We start from the raw sequence: 15,409 nt of genomic DNA, 5'->3' as shown, positions 1-15,409 counted from the left end.
GGAGCCTCCATGCCCGGACTTTTCGACCTGCTCGACTCCGAGGATGGGCGGCTCGGCCTCGCGCTGCTGGCCGCCTCGGGCCGGACGGCTCAGCCGACCAACATCGGCCAGCGCATCGCCGGCGCGGTGCAGAGCGTCGGTTCGCAGCGCGACAACGACCTGCGGCGCAAGCTACTGAACTCGCAGATCGGCGAGAACGCCTCGCAGAATGCCTACCGTGCAGCCCAGGTGGACAAGCTGGCGCGCGACGCGACTTTCGATCAGCAGTTCCTTGGCGGGCTGTTGGGCGCCCCCGGCTCGGCCGGTACGACCAGCACCAGCAGCGGCGCCGCTACTGGCGGGCTGCTGGGTGCGGTCGAAGGCGGCGGTGCCGCGAGCGTGCCCACCGCAGCCTCGCCGGCGGCCGCCACGACCGTGCAGGCGCTGTCGGAGCGCTACGGCATCCCCACGAGTGCGATCGTCGCGGACTACCGCTTCAACGGCGGCAAGAAGATCGCGGAAATGATCGAGGCGCGATCGAAGCCGAACTGGACGAACGTGAACGGCTCGCTGGTCAACACCAACGCGCCCGGCTTCGCTGGCGGCATCCAGGACGGGATCGCAGTAAGCAACGATGGCCGCGCCACGATGTGGCGCCGCAACCCGGATGGGGCAGTCGTCATGGGCGCGCCGGATGGGGCGCTCGACACCTACCGCGCGTTCAAGAACATCGACGCAGGCATCGGCTCGGAAAACGAGCTGGTCAAGGTCTACAACCCCGTGACGAAGCAGGAGGAGTACCGTCGCCGTTCCTCGGTGCTGCGCGCGGACAGCCCCGGTGGCGCCGCGCCGCAGCAGGCCCTCGACTACCGCGGGGCCTTGAGCAATCTGCCACCCGCGCAGCCGGGCATGACGAGCAGCTTCGAAGGGCCGCCCGAGCGCGTCCTTCCGCTGATCGCAGACATGCGCGATCCGCAGGAGCGATCCAATGCCTACGACGCGTATTCGCGGCAGATGACCTCGGGCCGTTCTGGCGGGGCCTATTCCACCGGCCCGTCGGCTGATGAGCAAGCGGACCAAGCTGGTAATCGAAAGATGCGAGAGGGCATCGGTGGCGCTGCTGCAGATGCTGTGAGCGCCAGCCAGGCAGGAGCCCAGAGCGCCGTCGGCACGCTTCAGAATGTCGAACTCATGCGACGAGGGCTCGGCAATGCCATCCTCGGTCCTGGCGCCAACGTGCGAGTTTCGCTTTCGCGCATTGGCCAAGCACTTGGGGTGGGTGGACGCGACGCGGCCGAGCAATTGACCAACACCCGAATGCTCATGCAGGGCTTGGCCAAGCAGGAACTGTCTGCTGCGGGTCAGATGAAGGGGCAGGGCCAGATCACCGAGAGCGAGCGGGCGATCCTGCGAAAGGCTGAGTCGGGAGACATCAGCGAGCTCTCTTCGTCTGAACTCCAGGCCCTTATCGGGATCCTCGAGCGCTCCGCTCAGTACCGGCTGCAGTCTCATGCGGGCCTCATGGATCGCGTCAAAAGTGGGGCGTCGCCCTCCGACGTAATGACAGTGGCACAACCGGCCGCGCCAGCACAGTCGGCTACAAAACTTTTGCAGTCGCTACCGGTAGCCAACGCCTCGAATAAGGGGCAGCGCATCCGCGACACCACGACCGGAAAGATCTTGATTTCCAACGGTATGCAGTGGAAGGAGCAGTGAAATGGCCTATGAAGTGCTGGAAGACGAGCCCGCAGGGCGATACGAGGTGCTCCCGGCAGAGACCACCGGAACCGGCAATGCCGCGGTTGATGCTGGCAACGCCGCGGGCACCGGATTTTGGCGTGGAGCCGTGCGCTTGGCAGGCCTGCCGGTCGATACGGTGGCCAACGTGCTGGACTTGGGCCGTGCTGCCATTGGCGCTCCAGTCACAGCAGTTACTGGGCGGACTCCGGATTGGCTGATTCCGCCTGATCGACGGACCCTAGTGGGCTCGAGTGACTACCTGCTCGACAAGGCACGAAGCACGAAGGCCGGTCGTGCCATGGTCGACCCGGTGAATCGTGACTATGAGGGAGGCTATACCCAGGCGGCCGGCGGGGCTCTCACGGGCATCATCTCGCCGCAGAGCCTGCCACAGGCTGCGAATCAAGCCGGGCTGTCTCTAATGGGAGCGCTAGGCGGCAAGGCGGTCTACGACGCCACGGGCGACCCTGCATTGGCTATCGCCGCAGGACTTGCACCAACGGGTTTGCAACAACTCACGACCAGTGCGGTACAGCGTGCGGTGCGCGGTGGTGAGCAGGGGCGAAAGGAGATGGAGCAGCGTGTGCAAGAGTTGCGCAACGCCGGGATAGACAAACCGACCGTCGGACTTGCGAGCGGCAACAAGCTGATCGGTGGCTTGGAGAACCTTCTACAGAGCACTCCGGGTGCCATGGGAGTGATGAGTCGCGCTCGTGAGTCTGCAATCGATGCACTACAGGCGAGGGCGCAGCAAGCTGCTGAGTTGGCATCGCCCAATCGCGGCGCGCTCGAAGCAGGGCAGGCGATCAGATCCGGGGTTCGCGGGTTTAAAGATGCCTTCAAGGACCGCCAGGCAGGCTTGTATGACAGGCTGGATGCGGTCATTCCACCTCAGACGCCGGTTGACGTGTCGCGCACGCGGGGGACGCTTTCCAACCTGAATGCGGACATCCCTGGCGCACCCGCCCTGTCGAAGCAGTTCCGCAACGCTCGGATCCAGAGCATCGAGGACGCCATTGCCGCTGACACCGCTGCCGGACGGAGTGGGCTCATGGGCACAGGGTCGGCGAATCAACTACCTTTCGAAGCGGTGAAGAAGACGCGAACGCTAGTGGGCAATGAGATCGCCGACAACTCGCTGGTGAGCGATGTACCGCGCAGCAAGTGGAACCCGCTCTACGGCGCGCTCTCTGATGACATGCAAGCCGCAGCCAATGCGGCCGGTCTGCCGGCGAACAGAGCTTTTGATCGCGCGACCGACTACACCAGAGCTGGCTTGGCCAGACTGGATCGGATCGCCCCCTTTGCAGACACTCCAGCACCCGAGCAAGCTTTTGCCGCGTTGACTCGCACCACGCGGGAGAACACCTCGACGCTTCAGGCAGTAAAGAAGTCTTTGCCTGAAAGTGCGCGTGGCACCGTGGCGGGGACGTTGATCGAGCGACTGGGCAAGGCGCGCAATGGAATGCAAAACGACGAAGGCACTGCGTGGAGCCCGGAGACGTTCTTGACGAACTGGAACGCAATGTCTCCTAGCGCACGAGCAGAATTGTTCTCGGGCTTCAAGAATGCCAAGGAGGCGAGGGAGGCCGTCGAGAGCGTTGCGCGGGCTACGAGCATGATGCGAGACAACTCGCGAATCTGGGCCAACCCGTCGGGAACTGCCGCCGCGACGACTGCGCGGGGAATGTTGGCTTCGGTGCCGGCAACCGCTGCAGCGGCACTGGGTGGGGTTTTGAATCCTTGGGTGCCAGCCGGCATAGCTGGCGGGCTCGTGGTTTCGAATGGAGCGGCTCGCTACCTGACATCCCCAAGGACGGTGGACTTCATGGTCTCGCGAAACGGCATCCCGCCACGGATGCAGGCCTTGCAAGGCATGAGCCTCTACGGCGGCGGCCTTCTCGGCTTGCTTTCAGAAGCTGGCAACTAGGCCGTAGAAAAACATCACGACGGCGGCCACGCCGCCAACAACTAGGCCGACAAGCCAAAGCGCGCTGAAGCCATTGCGACTCCACTGATCCGGTTTCTCTTCCATTTGGCACTTCTCCTGAGGTCGGTCGATTCTAGGCCGCGCCCCCTGCAACCCCCTGCAAACCCGCTTCGGCGGGTTTTCTCGTTCTTGGAGGCCCTTTCATGGCAATTCCTTCCAGCATTTCGCAGCTGTCCACCAATCCGGCGCTGAACCCGCCGAACGGCGCAACGGACGCGCCCTCGACGCTCGACGACCATCAGCGCGCGGCCTACGCCTTCATCGCGCAGATCGCGGCCGGCACGGGCTTCACCGTGGGCGTGGGCATGCCGGTTCGCACGTCCGAGAACTCCGCTACGGGCGTGACCATCGGCTACCGCACGTCGCTGTCGAAGTTCGTCATCGCCGACGGCTCCACGGCTTACACGAAGTGGCCGATCGACATCTCGGGCAAGGCTGACACCGCGGCGTCGGCTGACACGGCTACGACGGCAACGAACGCTAACCAACTCGGTGGCGTGGTTCCTGCGGAGTACGTCAAGCGGGCCAGCGTCAATGATTTCAAGGTGCAATGGGACGCTCCCAACGGACGGGCCGTCCTGGTTGTCGACGGCGTCGGGCGGCCGGCCTATTCGGTGTGGGCGGCCATTCCGGATCGGCCTACGAACCTCAACCAGTTCTCGAACGGGCCGGGCTACCAGACCTCGAGCGACCTCACCGGCTACGCGGTGCAGCGCATCGACTCTGTCACGCAACTTGGCAACGTCGGCAGCGGTGCCCTGCGCGCCAACATCAACGGCTTCGGCTTCGTGGCCTGGGGGGTAACGCCCTCGGACGGGCGGCTGAAGAAGGATGTGGAGCCGACGCGCGAGGATTCGCTCTACAAGATCTCGCAGATCAACTTCCGGCAGTTCCGCTTCCGCTCCGATGCGACACAGGAGCCGATCGACGACGGCCGTTTGCACCGCTTGGGCGTGATCGCGCAGGAACTCGAGACGCTTGATCCGGCCTGGGTGAACGACGCAGGCACCTGGAGGGCCCCTGACCAACAAACGCTGCTCTATGCGGCGCTCCATGCCATCCAGCAACTGCGGGCGCGCATCGTCGCACTGGAAGGTCGCGCATGAGCCAAGACACCCCACCCGAGCGCGTCTCGCGCATCGTTGATGTCCGCATTCCCCTATGGGGCCTGCTGACCGCCCTTGGAGGCGGTGCGTACTTCATCATCAGCATGTACTTCACCATGAACCAGATGGCGAAGGACGTGACCGAGCTGCAGATCACGGTGAAGGCAGGAAACACGCAGGTCACGACCTTGGCGGGGGAGCAGGCCCTACTGCGTTTTCGGATAGAGAACATCGAAGGGGAGATCCGGGCGTTGAAGGCTGGGATCTCCACGCCTCCGACGGCCGCTGCACCTGTCGTCCCAAGGAACGCGCGATGAGCGGCCTTCCTTCTCCGATGCCGCTGGCCGAGGTGATCTCCAAGATCCTCAATCCGGGCCTTGCGATGCTTCCCTTGGCGATGGACACGCCGCGTGCACGTCTTCTGCTACTGACCATTGGGCGCCAGGAATCGAAGTTCAAAGATCGCGCCCAGGTGCTTAGCGGCGGCGGCAGGGGGCCGGCCCGAGGCTTCTGGCAATTCGAATCAGGTGGCAGCGTGAAGGGCGTGATGACCCACCCGGCGACGTCTGGTCATGCCTTCCGCGTCTGTGCCGAGCGCGGCGTGCCGTGGGAGCGTTCCACTGTCTGGGCCGCGCTCGAGCAGGATGACCTGCTTGCGTGCGCCTTCGCGCGTCTGAACCTGTGGTGGGCGCCTGGCGCGCTTCCAGAGATCGGCGACCAGGCCGGTGCGTGGAAGTTGTACGCCGACGTGACGTGGCGCCCCGGCAAGCCGCACCCCGAAACCTGGGCTGGGTACTACAACGAGGCGCGTTCCGCGCTAGGAGTTTGACATGGGCGCACTGATCGCAGCACTTCCATTTCTCGGCGAGCTTCTGGACAAGATCCTGCCGGACAAGACCGCAGCGGACGCAGCGAAGGTCAAGCTGGTCGAACTGGCCCAGCAGGGCGAGCTTGCCAAGCTTCAGGCAGACACCACGCTCGCCACGGCTCAGACCGAGATCAACAAGGTGGAGGCGGCCAGTACGCGCCTGTTCGTAGCCGGCTGGCGACCCTTCGTCGGTTGGATCTGCGGCCTGGCCGTGGCGTTCAAGTTCATCGGCGGCCCGCTGCTGTTCATGGTGGCGCAGGCCCTGGGGCACCCCGTGGACCTTCCCAAGATCGAAACCGAGGAACTGTGGCCGCTGCTGCTGGGCATGTTGGGCCTGGGTGGCATGCGCTCATACGAAAAGGTCAAGGGTGCGGCCTAAGGGGCCCGTTCGGCGGGTTTGGCACGTTTGCTGCACCTGAGGGCACTACTGTGCTCGCCGCTTGCTTTTGTTAGGGGCGACGGCAGCCTGATCTGATCGGTACAAGGCCAGCATCGCTGCGACCAAGATGCCGAACAGTGCACCAACAAGAAAAATTGCAATGTCCAGTTCGAACACTCGCATCGATGGGCTCCAGTGGCCTCCCAGCCTACCTTCCACCTCCATTTGGCGATCACAGTCTGACCATGCGCTGATCGAATTCAACGTTCGGCAGTCGTAGAGCGACGTTGAGTTCACGTGCTTCGCCCTTCGTCAGATGACTTGGGACGCCGTGCCTCTACCTGTCGCGCTTGCCAGTCGAAGAGGGCCGTGATGCTTGTTGCAGGCGGATGCGAACCACTTCACTTTCTGACCGAAGCTGCAGCTTTCCGCAGTGCGCGCACTGATATGCCTTGAGCCAGGGCAGAAGGCGCATCCATGGAGTCCGTTCCACCCGCTTGAGATAGTGCGCGGGACATTTGCACGGGGTGAACACGGACATGTTTACTTCTGAGGAGTCTGTTAGCTCATCAAATTATTCTGTCCATTTGTGACTTAAGTTGCGGTTGTTGGGGTTGTGCGACGTATTTTTAAGAAATCGGTGTTACTTGACGAGCGTCAGTGTGGGGTCAGAGAGCCTCGCTCCGAGAGTCCGTGGCGCGCTGCGTGCGCACGTTTTAAGTATTCACGCGCACGAGGTGCCGCCGATCTCGCTCGGTCACAGCCGGCCGGCGGTGCAGGGCGCTGGGACGCGCGCGACAAGGCGCTGGTGTTCGGCAGTTGGCCAACCCTCGAGGCGGTGCTGCGCGCGATCCTGGAGCGCCAGGTGAAGGGCGACGAGCAGGCGTAAAAAAGCCCGCCGGAGCGGGCTTAGTCAAGACTACTTCGTCGCCGGGTACTTGTGCGGCGCGGCAGGCTTAGATGGCCGATCGCTGGCTGAGGTAATGCCAGCACTTTTCGACTGCAAGGTTGCTTTACCTTCAGGCGTCAAAATCAGCTTCGTTACCTTAATTGCAGCGCCCGCCGCAGTAATCACTTCCTGCGAGGCCACCAAACTACGTGGTGAATTTCTTACTGCAGAATCAGACATATCGTTCTCCTATGTAACGAGTTATTCCGCCGCAACCATTCATCACCGCTTCTGCGACCTGGGGGTTCGCGAAAAACTTTTTTTGATCGCAGTCCAAGTACACCACGCCAAGAACCTTTTGTCCATCCCTGGATTTCACCGGGATGGCCATGGCTGAAAACCTATCGCTCGTAGCTTCTCGGGCATCTTTTTCGGTGTAATGCCATTCTTTAATGAGCTCCCTCTGGTAGTCATTAAAGTTTTCACTTTCCCGATCCATGAAGAGTACCTCGTTGGTCCGAATCGCACTTCCAGTGATTCCCGATCTGATGGGGAAAAATCGACCGGCTCCGTTGCGCTCGCCTCCAACGTAATTGACCACCTGCTCAATCTTGTCAGTGTCGTTCAAAGGAGGTACTACTCGATGGAACGTTACTCTTAGTTTTTTGAAATCCGCCTCGGGTAATCCCGCGACTCGAGCCACAGATTCATGAAGTACCCACAGCGCGGCCGTCAACCCATCGTGGCTATTCGCTTCTTTTTCCTTGTCGTCTTGATATTTGGCGTGTATCACCTTGAATATCAAACTAAGTGTCAACCAGCAGCCTCCAAAAACTAGTATCCAGAAAACTTCATCGCCGGAGTCCAATTTGGCTTTATAGGCGGCCACAAAAGCTGCTGCTGCGGCCGGCACCGCAGACAGCGTTTCAGCAAACCATTTTTTCTGCCACCACCGAGCTTTTTTGAATCCATGAATGGGATTCTTATTACTCATATCTCCTCCTCGAAAATTTTTCTCCCTGCAGACTTTCACCCTCTAGGTATCGGGCTCTCGTGGAGGGGCGACGACCAGTTCGAATGGGGCCTCCGGCCTAGCGTCACCTCTTATTTCGGGTAGGCCCGTGCCACTGGCTCTTGCGGCATTATGTGCGGCCTGAAGGAGGCTGGATGTACTACTCGCTGCACTACGAACATGGGTCGTTCGTTGATGATCGGGAACCCTCTCGCTACGTAAAGCACATCCAAGGAGAGGTGCGGGAGTACGTAGACGACGACGGAAACGAGGAGCCGATCGGGAGGTTTTCGGTCTACATCGTCGACGGAGCGGCGGCTCTCAATGAAGGTGAGTCCTTGTTCGACGTGTTCGACATGAGTTCCTCGCTCTTCAGCTGCTACCAGGAGCTGTACGGCCGCGACGAGGATCTCAAGAGGAAGGTCCTGCGGGCAATGAAGACCGACATGACGTTCGATTCCGGCGTGCTGATCCTTGATCGTCTCGAATTGATCCCTTCGCGCCGAGGCCGCGGTGCCGGTCTGCAGATCCTCCGCTGGATGGAGCACCAATTTCGCATGGGCTGCGGCGTGGTGGTCTTGAAGCCTTTTCCGCTCCAGTTCGAGGGCGGGACCCCGGAAGAACGAGGGGCCGACGAGGACGACAGGGATTTCAAGCGCTTGGAGCTGGGCGGGTACGAGCGGCGGTTCGACGTTGCGCTTCGGAAACTGCAGCGGCACTACGCGAAGCTCGGGTTTGCCAAGGTTCCTGGCACGCCTTACATGGTGGCAGATCCGCAGCGCCGTCTTCCGCGGCTCGACCCTCTCGAATGGATCCCCGGTGATCGCCACTTTGAGGAGGCTGACAACGTGTCAAATTTTGGAATAGGGGCCCGGAAAGCCGCATAAACACGTGCCCTCTCGGTCGGCGTTTGGAATATCCGACCGCTGCCAATCCCGCGCCAGTGCTCAGTTTCTCGTCCGGCCTGTCACGCCGGGGGTCGCGGGTTCGAGTCCCGTCCACTCCGCCACATAAAGCAACGGGCTACGCGAGCAATCGCGTAGCCCGTTTGTCTTTTTGGAGATCCGAGCCGAACCCTTCATGGATTTGGTTGGCATCGTCGACCTGGCACCAGTGGGAGTGGAGCGGCTCTTGTCGAGCTGGGGCACGTCGCTGACGCCGCCCACATTGCCGGCACCACCTGCGAGCGAGCTGGTGACGCGCTGACGGTGCGGTAGCCGCTGTCTTCGATCGCGACTAGTCCTCACCCGGGCTTGGGGCGGCGGTGGGAGTTCTTGAGCGATCGTGACGCGAACTCGACTTTGGCTCGAGTGACGTCGTCCTCTGCGTGCAGCTGCAGCTTCTTGCAGTTTGCGCATTGGTACAACCGCAGCCAAGGGAGAAGTCGCATCCATGGTCGGCGTTCGACGCGGTAGAGATGGTCGACGGTGCAATCACAGGCCTGAAAAACAGACATAGCCAAAAAATTAGTGCGAAAGTTGCACTCATTATTTGCTTGTAATCGTGACAAATTTCACCGTTTTCCGTGGGGAGTTGTGAGGTGACCCACAGCTAGCTCAAGGTTCGTGGGGGCTCCAGGAACGCGGGCCAATTGGCCGGCTCCGTTGCTCGGGGCTGCAGCAGCGGCGCCACGTCCTCGGAACGTCCAGGGCTCAGTTGCTCTCGCCACAAACAACTGCGCGACGCCCACAAACGAACAAAGCCCGCACAAGGCGGGCTTTGAAAATATGGTCGTGAACTCTTACGCGGTCCACGCTACGGCAAAGATTCCTTTGCGGAAGTCATTGTTGTTTTTCTCGTCGTAGTGACTTCGACGCGCTGGTGTGAGATTCAGCTTGCCTGGCCAGGCAACGCTCAGGTGGTCCGAGCGAAGGCGCATTGTAGCAGGCACGCGCATGCGTGCCCCGTGCGAGGGATCACGCACGTCGTGCGTAGCACCCCGGCGGCTGTCCCACATGCCGGCTGAATGCGGTGCTGAAGGTGCTCGCCGAGCTGTAGCCCACGCGTTCGGCGACCTCGGCGATCGCGACGTCTTGATGCCTGAGCAGGTTCTTCGCGAGCGCCATACGCCAGGCCAGCAGATATTCCATCGGCGGCAGGCCGACCGCGCGCGTGAAGCGATCGAAGAAGGCCGAGCGCGACAGTGCGGCCTTCTGCGCGAGCTGGGTCACGGTCCACGGCCGCGCGGGATCCGCGTGCAGTTGGCGCATCGCGAGCGCGAGCCGCGCGTCGGCCAGTCCACGCAGCAGGCCGGGGGGCGCATCCTCGCCGGACGACGAACGCAGCGCCTCGACGAGCAACACTTCCACCAGGCGCGTGAGCACGAGCTCGCGCCCGGATCGCTCCTCGCTCGACTCCTCGCCGACCAGCCGCACCAGCACCGAGAGCCGATCGACGCCGCGCACGTGCACCAGCGTCGGCAGCAGCGAGACCAGCAAGGCCGCATCGGGCGAATCGAAAACGAAATAGCCGCCGAGCAGTCGCACGTCGGGCGGACCATCGCGCCTGCCGTGGCGAACCTCGCCTTCGGGTGCGGGCGCGAGCTTGGGATCGATGTGAACGGGCGCGGCCGTTTCGAAGCTCGACAGCGCGAAGCCCGGCGTCGCCGGCATGAGCACGAAGTCGCCCGCTTCGAGAGCGATGGCTTCCTCGCCCTCGACCGCGAGGCGGCAACTTCCGCTGATCACCGCGCAGAAGCTGGGCTGACCGAAATCGGAATAGCGCACGGCCCAGCGGCCAGCGCCGCTGATGCCCTTCGAGAACACGGCGCGCGGATTGAGCAACGCGATGACCTCTGAGAGCGGATCGTTCATGACTGGACGCTCGCAAATGAATCGTGGACTTTTCATTGTAGATGGTCCGATTTTCTCTGGATATCGTTCGCTTCCATGTCAACCACTCAGCAAGCACCCATGAAAACCGTCCTCGTCACCGGCTGTTCGTCCGGCTACGGCCTCGAGACCGCGCGCCATTTCCTGTCGCAGGGCTGGCGCGTGATCGCCACCATGCGTACGCCGCGCGAAGACCTGTTGCCGCGCGACGAGCGGCTGCGCATCGTGGCCCTCGACGTCACGAACCCGCAGAGCATCGCCGCCGCGCTCGAGGCGAGCGGACCCATCGACGTGCTCGTCAACAACGCAGGCATCGGACTGCTCGGTGCCTTCGAGGCGACGCCCATGACCACCACGCGCGAAGTCTTCGAGACCAATACCTTCGGCGTGATGGCGATGACGCAGGCGGTGCTGCCGCAGTTCCGCGCGCGCCGCGCCGGCGTGGTGGTGAACGTGACTTCGAGCGCCACGCTGGCGCCGATGCCGCTGGTCGCGGTCTACACGGCCAGCAAGACGGCGATCGAGGGATTCACCGGGTCGCTGGCGCACGAGCTCGCGGCCTTCGACGTGCGCGTGAAGCTGGTGCAGCCCGGCTATGCGCCGAGCACGAACTTCACGAGCAATGGCCAGTCGCGCATGGAGGGCTTGATTCCGCCGGCCTACGGGGCCTATGCGCAGCAGGTCTTTGCGTCCTTCGCGGGCATCTCGGAAGTGACCACGGCATCCGACGTGGCCGAGACCGTGTGGCGCGCCGCGCACGACGAGTCGGAGCAACTGCGCTTTCCGGCGGGCGCCGACGCGGTGGCGCTGGCCCGTTCGAGCGCGCCTTCTGCATCGGCTTGAGTTGGCGTAGGCGGTCTTCCACAGCGTGCGATGGGGCGATGCGCGCGCCGTAGCATGGCCAGGCCCGCATCGTCGCGGGCGCGGTTTGCGTCATGTTTCAGCAAAGGAGTTCGCCATGCCCATCTCTTCGCTTCGTACGGTGGCCGTCGTCTGTGCGGTGGCTGCGAGCAGCATCGCCTTCGTCGGCTGCACGACCACGCGTCCCGACAACCAGGCCAGCAGCGCGTCCTCGCGTGCATCGATCGACGCGCAGGTCGATGCCTCGCTGTCCAAGCTCTATGACTCGGTGCGCGGTTCGCGCGAGCTCGTCGCCAAATCGAGCGGCGTGCTGGTGTTCCCGGCGGTGGTTGGCGCGAGCATGGGCGTGGGCGCCGAATACGGCCGCGGCGCATTGCGCGTGAACGGCCGCACGCAGTCCTACTACAGCACCACCTCGGGGTCGATCGGCTTCCAGGCGGGCGCGCAGTCGAAGGCGGTGATCTACCTGTTCACCACGCAGGCCGCGCTCGACAAGTTCCGCAGCAGCAAGGGATGGACGGCCGGTGCCGATGCCACCGTGGCGGTCGCGACCATCGGTGCCAACGGCAGCATCGACACCAACACGATCCGCCAGCCCGTGGTGGGCTTCGTGCTGACGAACGTGGGGCTCGAGGCCGGCGTCTCGGTGCAGGGCGCGAAGGTGACCGAGATCGCGCTCTGACGCGAAGCCGGCCGCCGCGGCTCAGGCGGCGGCCAATTGCAGCTGCAGCGTGGCGATCTGCTCGCGCAGCGCCTTGTTCTCGGTTTCGAGCGCCGCCACGCGCTGCTTCAGCGCCTGAACCTGCTCGGAATCGGGCGCCTCGAAAGGCGATTCATTGTCGGACGAGGCTTCGGCTTCGTCCTCGCGCGGCTTGCGCTTCGCTTCGCGCGCACGCTTGGCCGCGAGCTTCAGTTCGTCCTTGCCCGCATTCGCGGCAGCCACCTGCTCCTCGGCGGGCAGGCTCGCCACGGCAGCGGCGGCGTTGATCGAGATGGTGCCCGACTTCACCGCGGCCACCACTTCGGGCGTAGCCTGCTTCTGGATCTTCTCGATCATCTGCACCTGGGTGCTGCTGATGCGCGCGGCCTTGGCGATGGCCTCGCGGCTGTTGAGCGGCGCGGGCGGCGGCACGCTCGTATCGTCGCTGCTCGCGGCCGAGCTCGTGGACGCATCGGCATCCGCGGTGGCGGACGATGCGCTCGCCGTGCGCGCGCGACGCTCCGTCACGATGTCCTTCTTGCGCAGCGCGAGCACGCCGCGCACGAAGTCCGAGATGCTGCGCCGGCCCAGGTGCTGGTCGATCATCCACAGGTGCACGTCCTCGATCGACTGGAAGCGCGTGTTCTGCACGGTCTGGAACGGCAGGCCGTGCTTCTGGCAGATCGCATAGCGGTTGTGGCCGTCGACGAGAACGTCGCCCCACAGCACCAGCGCATCGCGGCAGCCTTCGGTCAGGATGCTGCGCTCGAGGGCTTCGTGCTCCTCGGGCGTGAGGGGATCGATATAGGCTTTGAGTTCTTCGTTGACGACGATGTTCATGGAGACGGGGTGAGGGCAGGGGCGAAATTCTAGTGGCGCGGCCGGCTCGTCCTGGATGGCGCCGGCCTGTCTCGGTTTTGGCCGTTCAAACGTCTAAGGGGTAAGAAACAGGAAAGGATCGACCGCGCGGGCGGCTTTCCCTTATCTAAAAGTAGTAATAGTTCTCATTTGCATTCAGTTGAAATGAATACATCCGTACACCAGGAGTCTCCGTGGACATGTTGATGCACTCATCCGAACCCACGCTGGGGGAGGTTTTCATCGCAAACCGTGCCCAGCTCCAGCGCGTCGCACAGAAGATCGTGCGCACCGCGGATCTTGCCGACGAAGTGTTGCAGGACGCTTATCTCAAGCTCGCCGACGGCGCCGCCGTGCGCGATGTGCGCAAGCCGCTGGGCTATTGCTGCCAGGTGGTACGCAACGTGGCTTTCGACTATCACCGCCACCAGTCGGTCGAGGCCAGCTATCGCACCTACTGCGAGGACGTCGAGCTCGTCAGCCCGCCGAGCAACGATGCGCCCGAACGCGTGCTCGACGGGCGCCAGGCGCTCGCGGTGATCGACCGCGTGCTCGGTGCGCTGCCCGCGCGAACGCGGCTGGCGTTCGAGCTCAACCGCCTGAGCGGCATGACCCAGCGCGAGATCGCCGCCAGGCTCGGCTGTTCCGCCACGCTGGTCAATTTCATGATCAAGGACGCCGACGCCGCCCTCGAAAGCTGCCGCTACCTGGTGCAGGGCAACTGATGCCGGCTGGCGCGTCGGCGATTACGATCGGCCGATGGCAAAGGACAAGGAGCACGACCCGGTCTGGCAGGCGGCCTGGACCTGGGTGCGCCGCCAGCATGAGCGCGGCGGCCTCGACGATGCGGCGCGCGACGAATTCGCGCGCTGGCTGGCCGCGGATCCCGTGCATCGCAAGACCCATGGCGAAGCGGCCCGCCTCTGGCTGCTCGTGGGCCTCGTTCCGCCCGCCAACGATGTCCCGTCGCCGGGCGACATCGCAGGCCGCTAGCCGCGGCCACTGACCCCCGCATCTCCCGATCCGAGCCGCGTTGCGCGGCGGCGCAGCCATGCCCGCCTCCCGCCGATCGCCCATGCCTCGGCGACTAAACAGCCGCCCGCCCGCGCCGTCATGTATCGCAAGGACGGGCGCCTGACGCCTGCCGTTCGTCGAACTCCACCATCCCGAGAGGACCGCACATGTCTACCAGCTGCTTCGACCGTGAGGACGAAACCTTCATCGTGCTCGTCAACCACGAAGAGCAATTCTCGATCTGGCCCCAATGGAAGGCCGTGCCCGGCGGCTGGAAGGCCGTCGACGGCGTCCAGGGCGACAAGAAGACGGTGCTTGCGTACGTCGAGAAGACCTGGACCGACATGCGTCCCAAGTCGCTGCGCGACTGGATGGCGCAGCAGGAAGGCACCCCGGCCTCCGCCTGAACGCATGCCGGCGCCTCTCTCCCTGCTGTGCCTGCCCTGCGCGGGTGCCAGTGCCACCATGTACCTGCGCTGGCGGCGCTTGCTGCCGCGCTGGATCGAGGTCGTGCCGCTGGAATTGCCGGGCCGAGGCAGCCGCCTGGGCGAGGGCTTCGTCGAGGACTTCGATGCACTGGTCTCGCTGCTGTGCGGCGAGCACGAAGCCGCGCTGCGCGGCAACTTCGCGCTCTTCGGCCACAGCATGGGCGCCTTGTTGGCGTGGGGCATCGCGCAGCGTCTTCGCGCGACGGGTCGGCCCCTGCCGCGGGCCCTGCTCGTCTCGGGCAGCGCCGCGCCTTCGCAGCGCGATCCCGATCGCTTCGTCGACATGGATGACGACGAGGCGCTGATCGCCGACATGCGCAAGCAGGGCGGAACGCCCGAGGAGCTGTTCGCCAGTCCCGAACTGCTGCGCATGACGCTCGACACGCTGGCGGCCGACTACCGCGTCTGCGAGGGCTTCGCGCATCGCGGCGCCGCGCCGCTGCCCGTTCCGCTGCATGTGTTCGCGGGCCGCGAGGACGACATCCAGCCCTGGCGCGTGGAGGCCTGGTCCGCGGAGACCCTGGATGCCGGCTTCTCGCTCGACTGGTTCGAGGGCGGCCACTTCTTCATCCGGCAGCACGAGGCCCAGGTGCTCGCCGCCCTGGTGCGGCGCCTGCCCCAATCCGTGGCGGGGGAGGCCGATGTGCTGCCCGCCGTCGCCTGAGCCGTCATCGCCGGGTCTCGTGGCCGAGCC

18 protein-coding genes are annotated in these 15,409 nt (G+C 63.9%); 13 read left to right on the top strand and 5 right to left on the bottom strand.

The features are described 5' to 3' along the window. Positions 1 to 9: 9 nt before the first annotated feature. Positions 10 to 1,695 carry a hypothetical protein gene (locus tag R0232_RS25400; RefSeq protein ID WP_431509857.1) on the top strand — a complete coding sequence of 562 codons (1,686 nt, stop codon included), beginning with the start codon at positions 10 to 12 and terminating at the stop codon, positions 1,693 to 1,695. A gap of 1 nt (position 1,696) precedes the next feature. Continuing rightward, positions 1,697 to 3,649: a hypothetical protein gene (locus R0232_RS25395; RefSeq protein WP_431509856.1), complete on the top strand. Its 1,953-nt coding sequence runs from the start codon at positions 1,697 to 1,699 to the stop codon at positions 3,647 to 3,649. Here R0232_RS25395 and R0232_RS25390 read toward each other — a convergent pair. Further along, positions 3,632 to 3,754 (bottom strand): hypothetical protein, encoded by a 123-nt coding sequence (locus R0232_RS25390; RefSeq protein ID WP_431509855.1) that lies wholly within the window; start codon positions 3,752 to 3,754, stop codon positions 3,632 to 3,634. The two genes, R0232_RS25395 and R0232_RS25390, sit on opposite strands and share 18 nt — an antisense overlap. A gap of 98 nt (positions 3,755 to 3,852) precedes the next feature. Here R0232_RS25390 and R0232_RS25385 point away from each other — a divergent pair, with 98 nt between their 5' ends. The 4 genes from R0232_RS25385 to R0232_RS25370 are packed head-to-tail and all read left to right on the top strand — an operon-like array spanning position 3,853 to position 6,062. Beyond that, a complete protein-coding gene (locus R0232_RS25385; protein WP_431509854.1) occupies positions 3,853 to 4,815 on the top strand; it encodes a tail fiber domain-containing protein in 963 nt (320 codons plus the stop codon). After that, complete coding sequence (locus tag R0232_RS25380; protein WP_431509853.1) at positions 4,812 to 5,132, top strand: hypothetical protein; 321 nt, start codon at positions 4,812 to 4,814, stop codon at positions 5,130 to 5,132. The genes R0232_RS25385 and R0232_RS25380 overlap by 4 nt, the downstream gene beginning before the upstream one ends. Beyond that, positions 5,129 to 5,644, top strand: coding sequence for a hypothetical protein (locus R0232_RS25375; protein ID WP_431509852.1), 516 nt, complete (start codon positions 5,129 to 5,131; stop codon positions 5,642 to 5,644). Before R0232_RS25380 ends, R0232_RS25375 begins: the two co-directional genes overlap by 4 nt. 1 nt (position 5,645) lies before the next feature. Further along, positions 5,646 to 6,062, top strand: a complete 417-nt coding sequence (locus R0232_RS25370) for a 3TM-type holin (RefSeq protein WP_431509851.1) — start codon at positions 5,646 to 5,648, stop codon at positions 6,060 to 6,062. 919 nt (positions 6,063 to 6,981) lie between these two features. Here the strand turns inward: R0232_RS25370 and R0232_RS25365 are convergent. Together R0232_RS25365 and R0232_RS25360 are read right to left on the bottom strand one after the other, a co-directional pair. Then, on the bottom strand, positions 6,982 to 7,191 hold the full coding sequence (locus R0232_RS25365; protein ID WP_431509850.1) for a hypothetical protein: 210 nt from the start codon (positions 7,189 to 7,191) through the stop codon (positions 6,982 to 6,984). Beyond that, positions 7,184 to 7,945: a hypothetical protein gene (locus R0232_RS25360; RefSeq protein ID WP_431509849.1), complete on the bottom strand. Its 762-nt coding sequence runs from the start codon at positions 7,943 to 7,945 to the stop codon at positions 7,184 to 7,186. Before R0232_RS25360 ends, R0232_RS25365 begins: the two co-directional genes overlap by 8 nt. A 173-nt stretch (positions 7,946 to 8,118) precedes the next feature. Here R0232_RS25360 and R0232_RS25355 point away from each other — a divergent pair, with 173 nt between their 5' ends. Then, on the top strand, positions 8,119 to 8,850 hold the full coding sequence (locus tag R0232_RS25355; protein WP_431509848.1) for a hypothetical protein: 732 nt from the start codon (positions 8,119 to 8,121) through the stop codon (positions 8,848 to 8,850). 1,029 nt (positions 8,851 to 9,879) lie between these two features. Here the strand turns inward: R0232_RS25355 and R0232_RS25350 are convergent. Beyond that, entirely contained in the window at positions 9,880 to 10,776 is an 897-nt protein-coding gene (locus tag R0232_RS25350) for an AraC family transcriptional regulator (protein WP_431509847.1), read from the bottom strand. 99 nt (positions 10,777 to 10,875) lie between these two features. On the opposite strand from R0232_RS25350, the gene R0232_RS25345 reads away from it, so the two are divergent. Then, on the top strand, positions 10,876 to 11,637 hold the full coding sequence (locus R0232_RS25345; protein ID WP_431509846.1) for an SDR family oxidoreductase: 762 nt from the start codon (positions 10,876 to 10,878) through the stop codon (positions 11,635 to 11,637). 115 nt (positions 11,638 to 11,752) lie between these two features. After that, positions 11,753 to 12,337 carry a BPSL1445 family SYLF domain-containing lipoprotein gene (locus R0232_RS25340; protein ID WP_208507959.1) on the top strand — a complete coding sequence of 195 codons (585 nt, stop codon included), beginning with the start codon at positions 11,753 to 11,755 and terminating at the stop codon, positions 12,335 to 12,337. A 21-nt stretch (positions 12,338 to 12,358) separates the two neighbouring features. Here R0232_RS25340 and R0232_RS25335 read toward each other — a convergent pair whose 3' ends face one another. After that, positions 12,359 to 13,195 (bottom strand): plasmid replication/partition related protein, encoded by an 837-nt coding sequence (locus R0232_RS25335; protein WP_431509845.1) that lies wholly within the window; start codon positions 13,193 to 13,195, stop codon positions 12,359 to 12,361. A 218-nt stretch (positions 13,196 to 13,413) separates the two neighbouring features. Between R0232_RS25335 and R0232_RS25330 the strand changes: the two genes are divergently transcribed. From R0232_RS25330 to R0232_RS25315, 4 genes are all read left to right on the top strand, one after another. Next, positions 13,414 to 13,938, top strand: a complete 525-nt coding sequence (locus R0232_RS25330) for a sigma-70 family RNA polymerase sigma factor (protein ID WP_093340199.1) — start codon at positions 13,414 to 13,416, stop codon at positions 13,936 to 13,938. Positions 13,939 to 13,972: 34 nt separating this feature from the next. Continuing rightward, complete coding sequence (locus R0232_RS25325; protein WP_093340198.1) at positions 13,973 to 14,206, top strand: FecR/PupR family sigma factor regulator; 234 nt, start codon at positions 13,973 to 13,975, stop codon at positions 14,204 to 14,206. 188 nt (positions 14,207 to 14,394) lie between these two features. Beyond that, the gene (locus R0232_RS25320) at positions 14,395 to 14,634 is read left to right on the top strand and encodes an MbtH family protein (protein WP_431509844.1); all 240 of its coding nucleotides are present in this window, start codon (positions 14,395 to 14,397) and stop codon (positions 14,632 to 14,634) included. A gap of 4 nt (positions 14,635 to 14,638) precedes the next feature. Continuing rightward, complete coding sequence (locus R0232_RS25315) at positions 14,639 to 15,379, top strand: thioesterase II family protein (protein ID WP_431509843.1); 741 nt, start codon at positions 14,639 to 14,641, stop codon at positions 15,377 to 15,379. Positions 15,380 to 15,409 lie beyond the last annotated feature (30 nt).

Source organism: Variovorax sp. DAIF25 (assembly GCF_050711835.1).
In the GTDB taxonomy this organism is placed as follows: Bacteria; Pseudomonadota; Gammaproteobacteria; order Burkholderiales; family Burkholderiaceae_C; genus Variovorax.
Note: the sequence above shows the minus strand (reverse complement) of the source record. Positions and strands in the feature narration are given on the sequence as shown.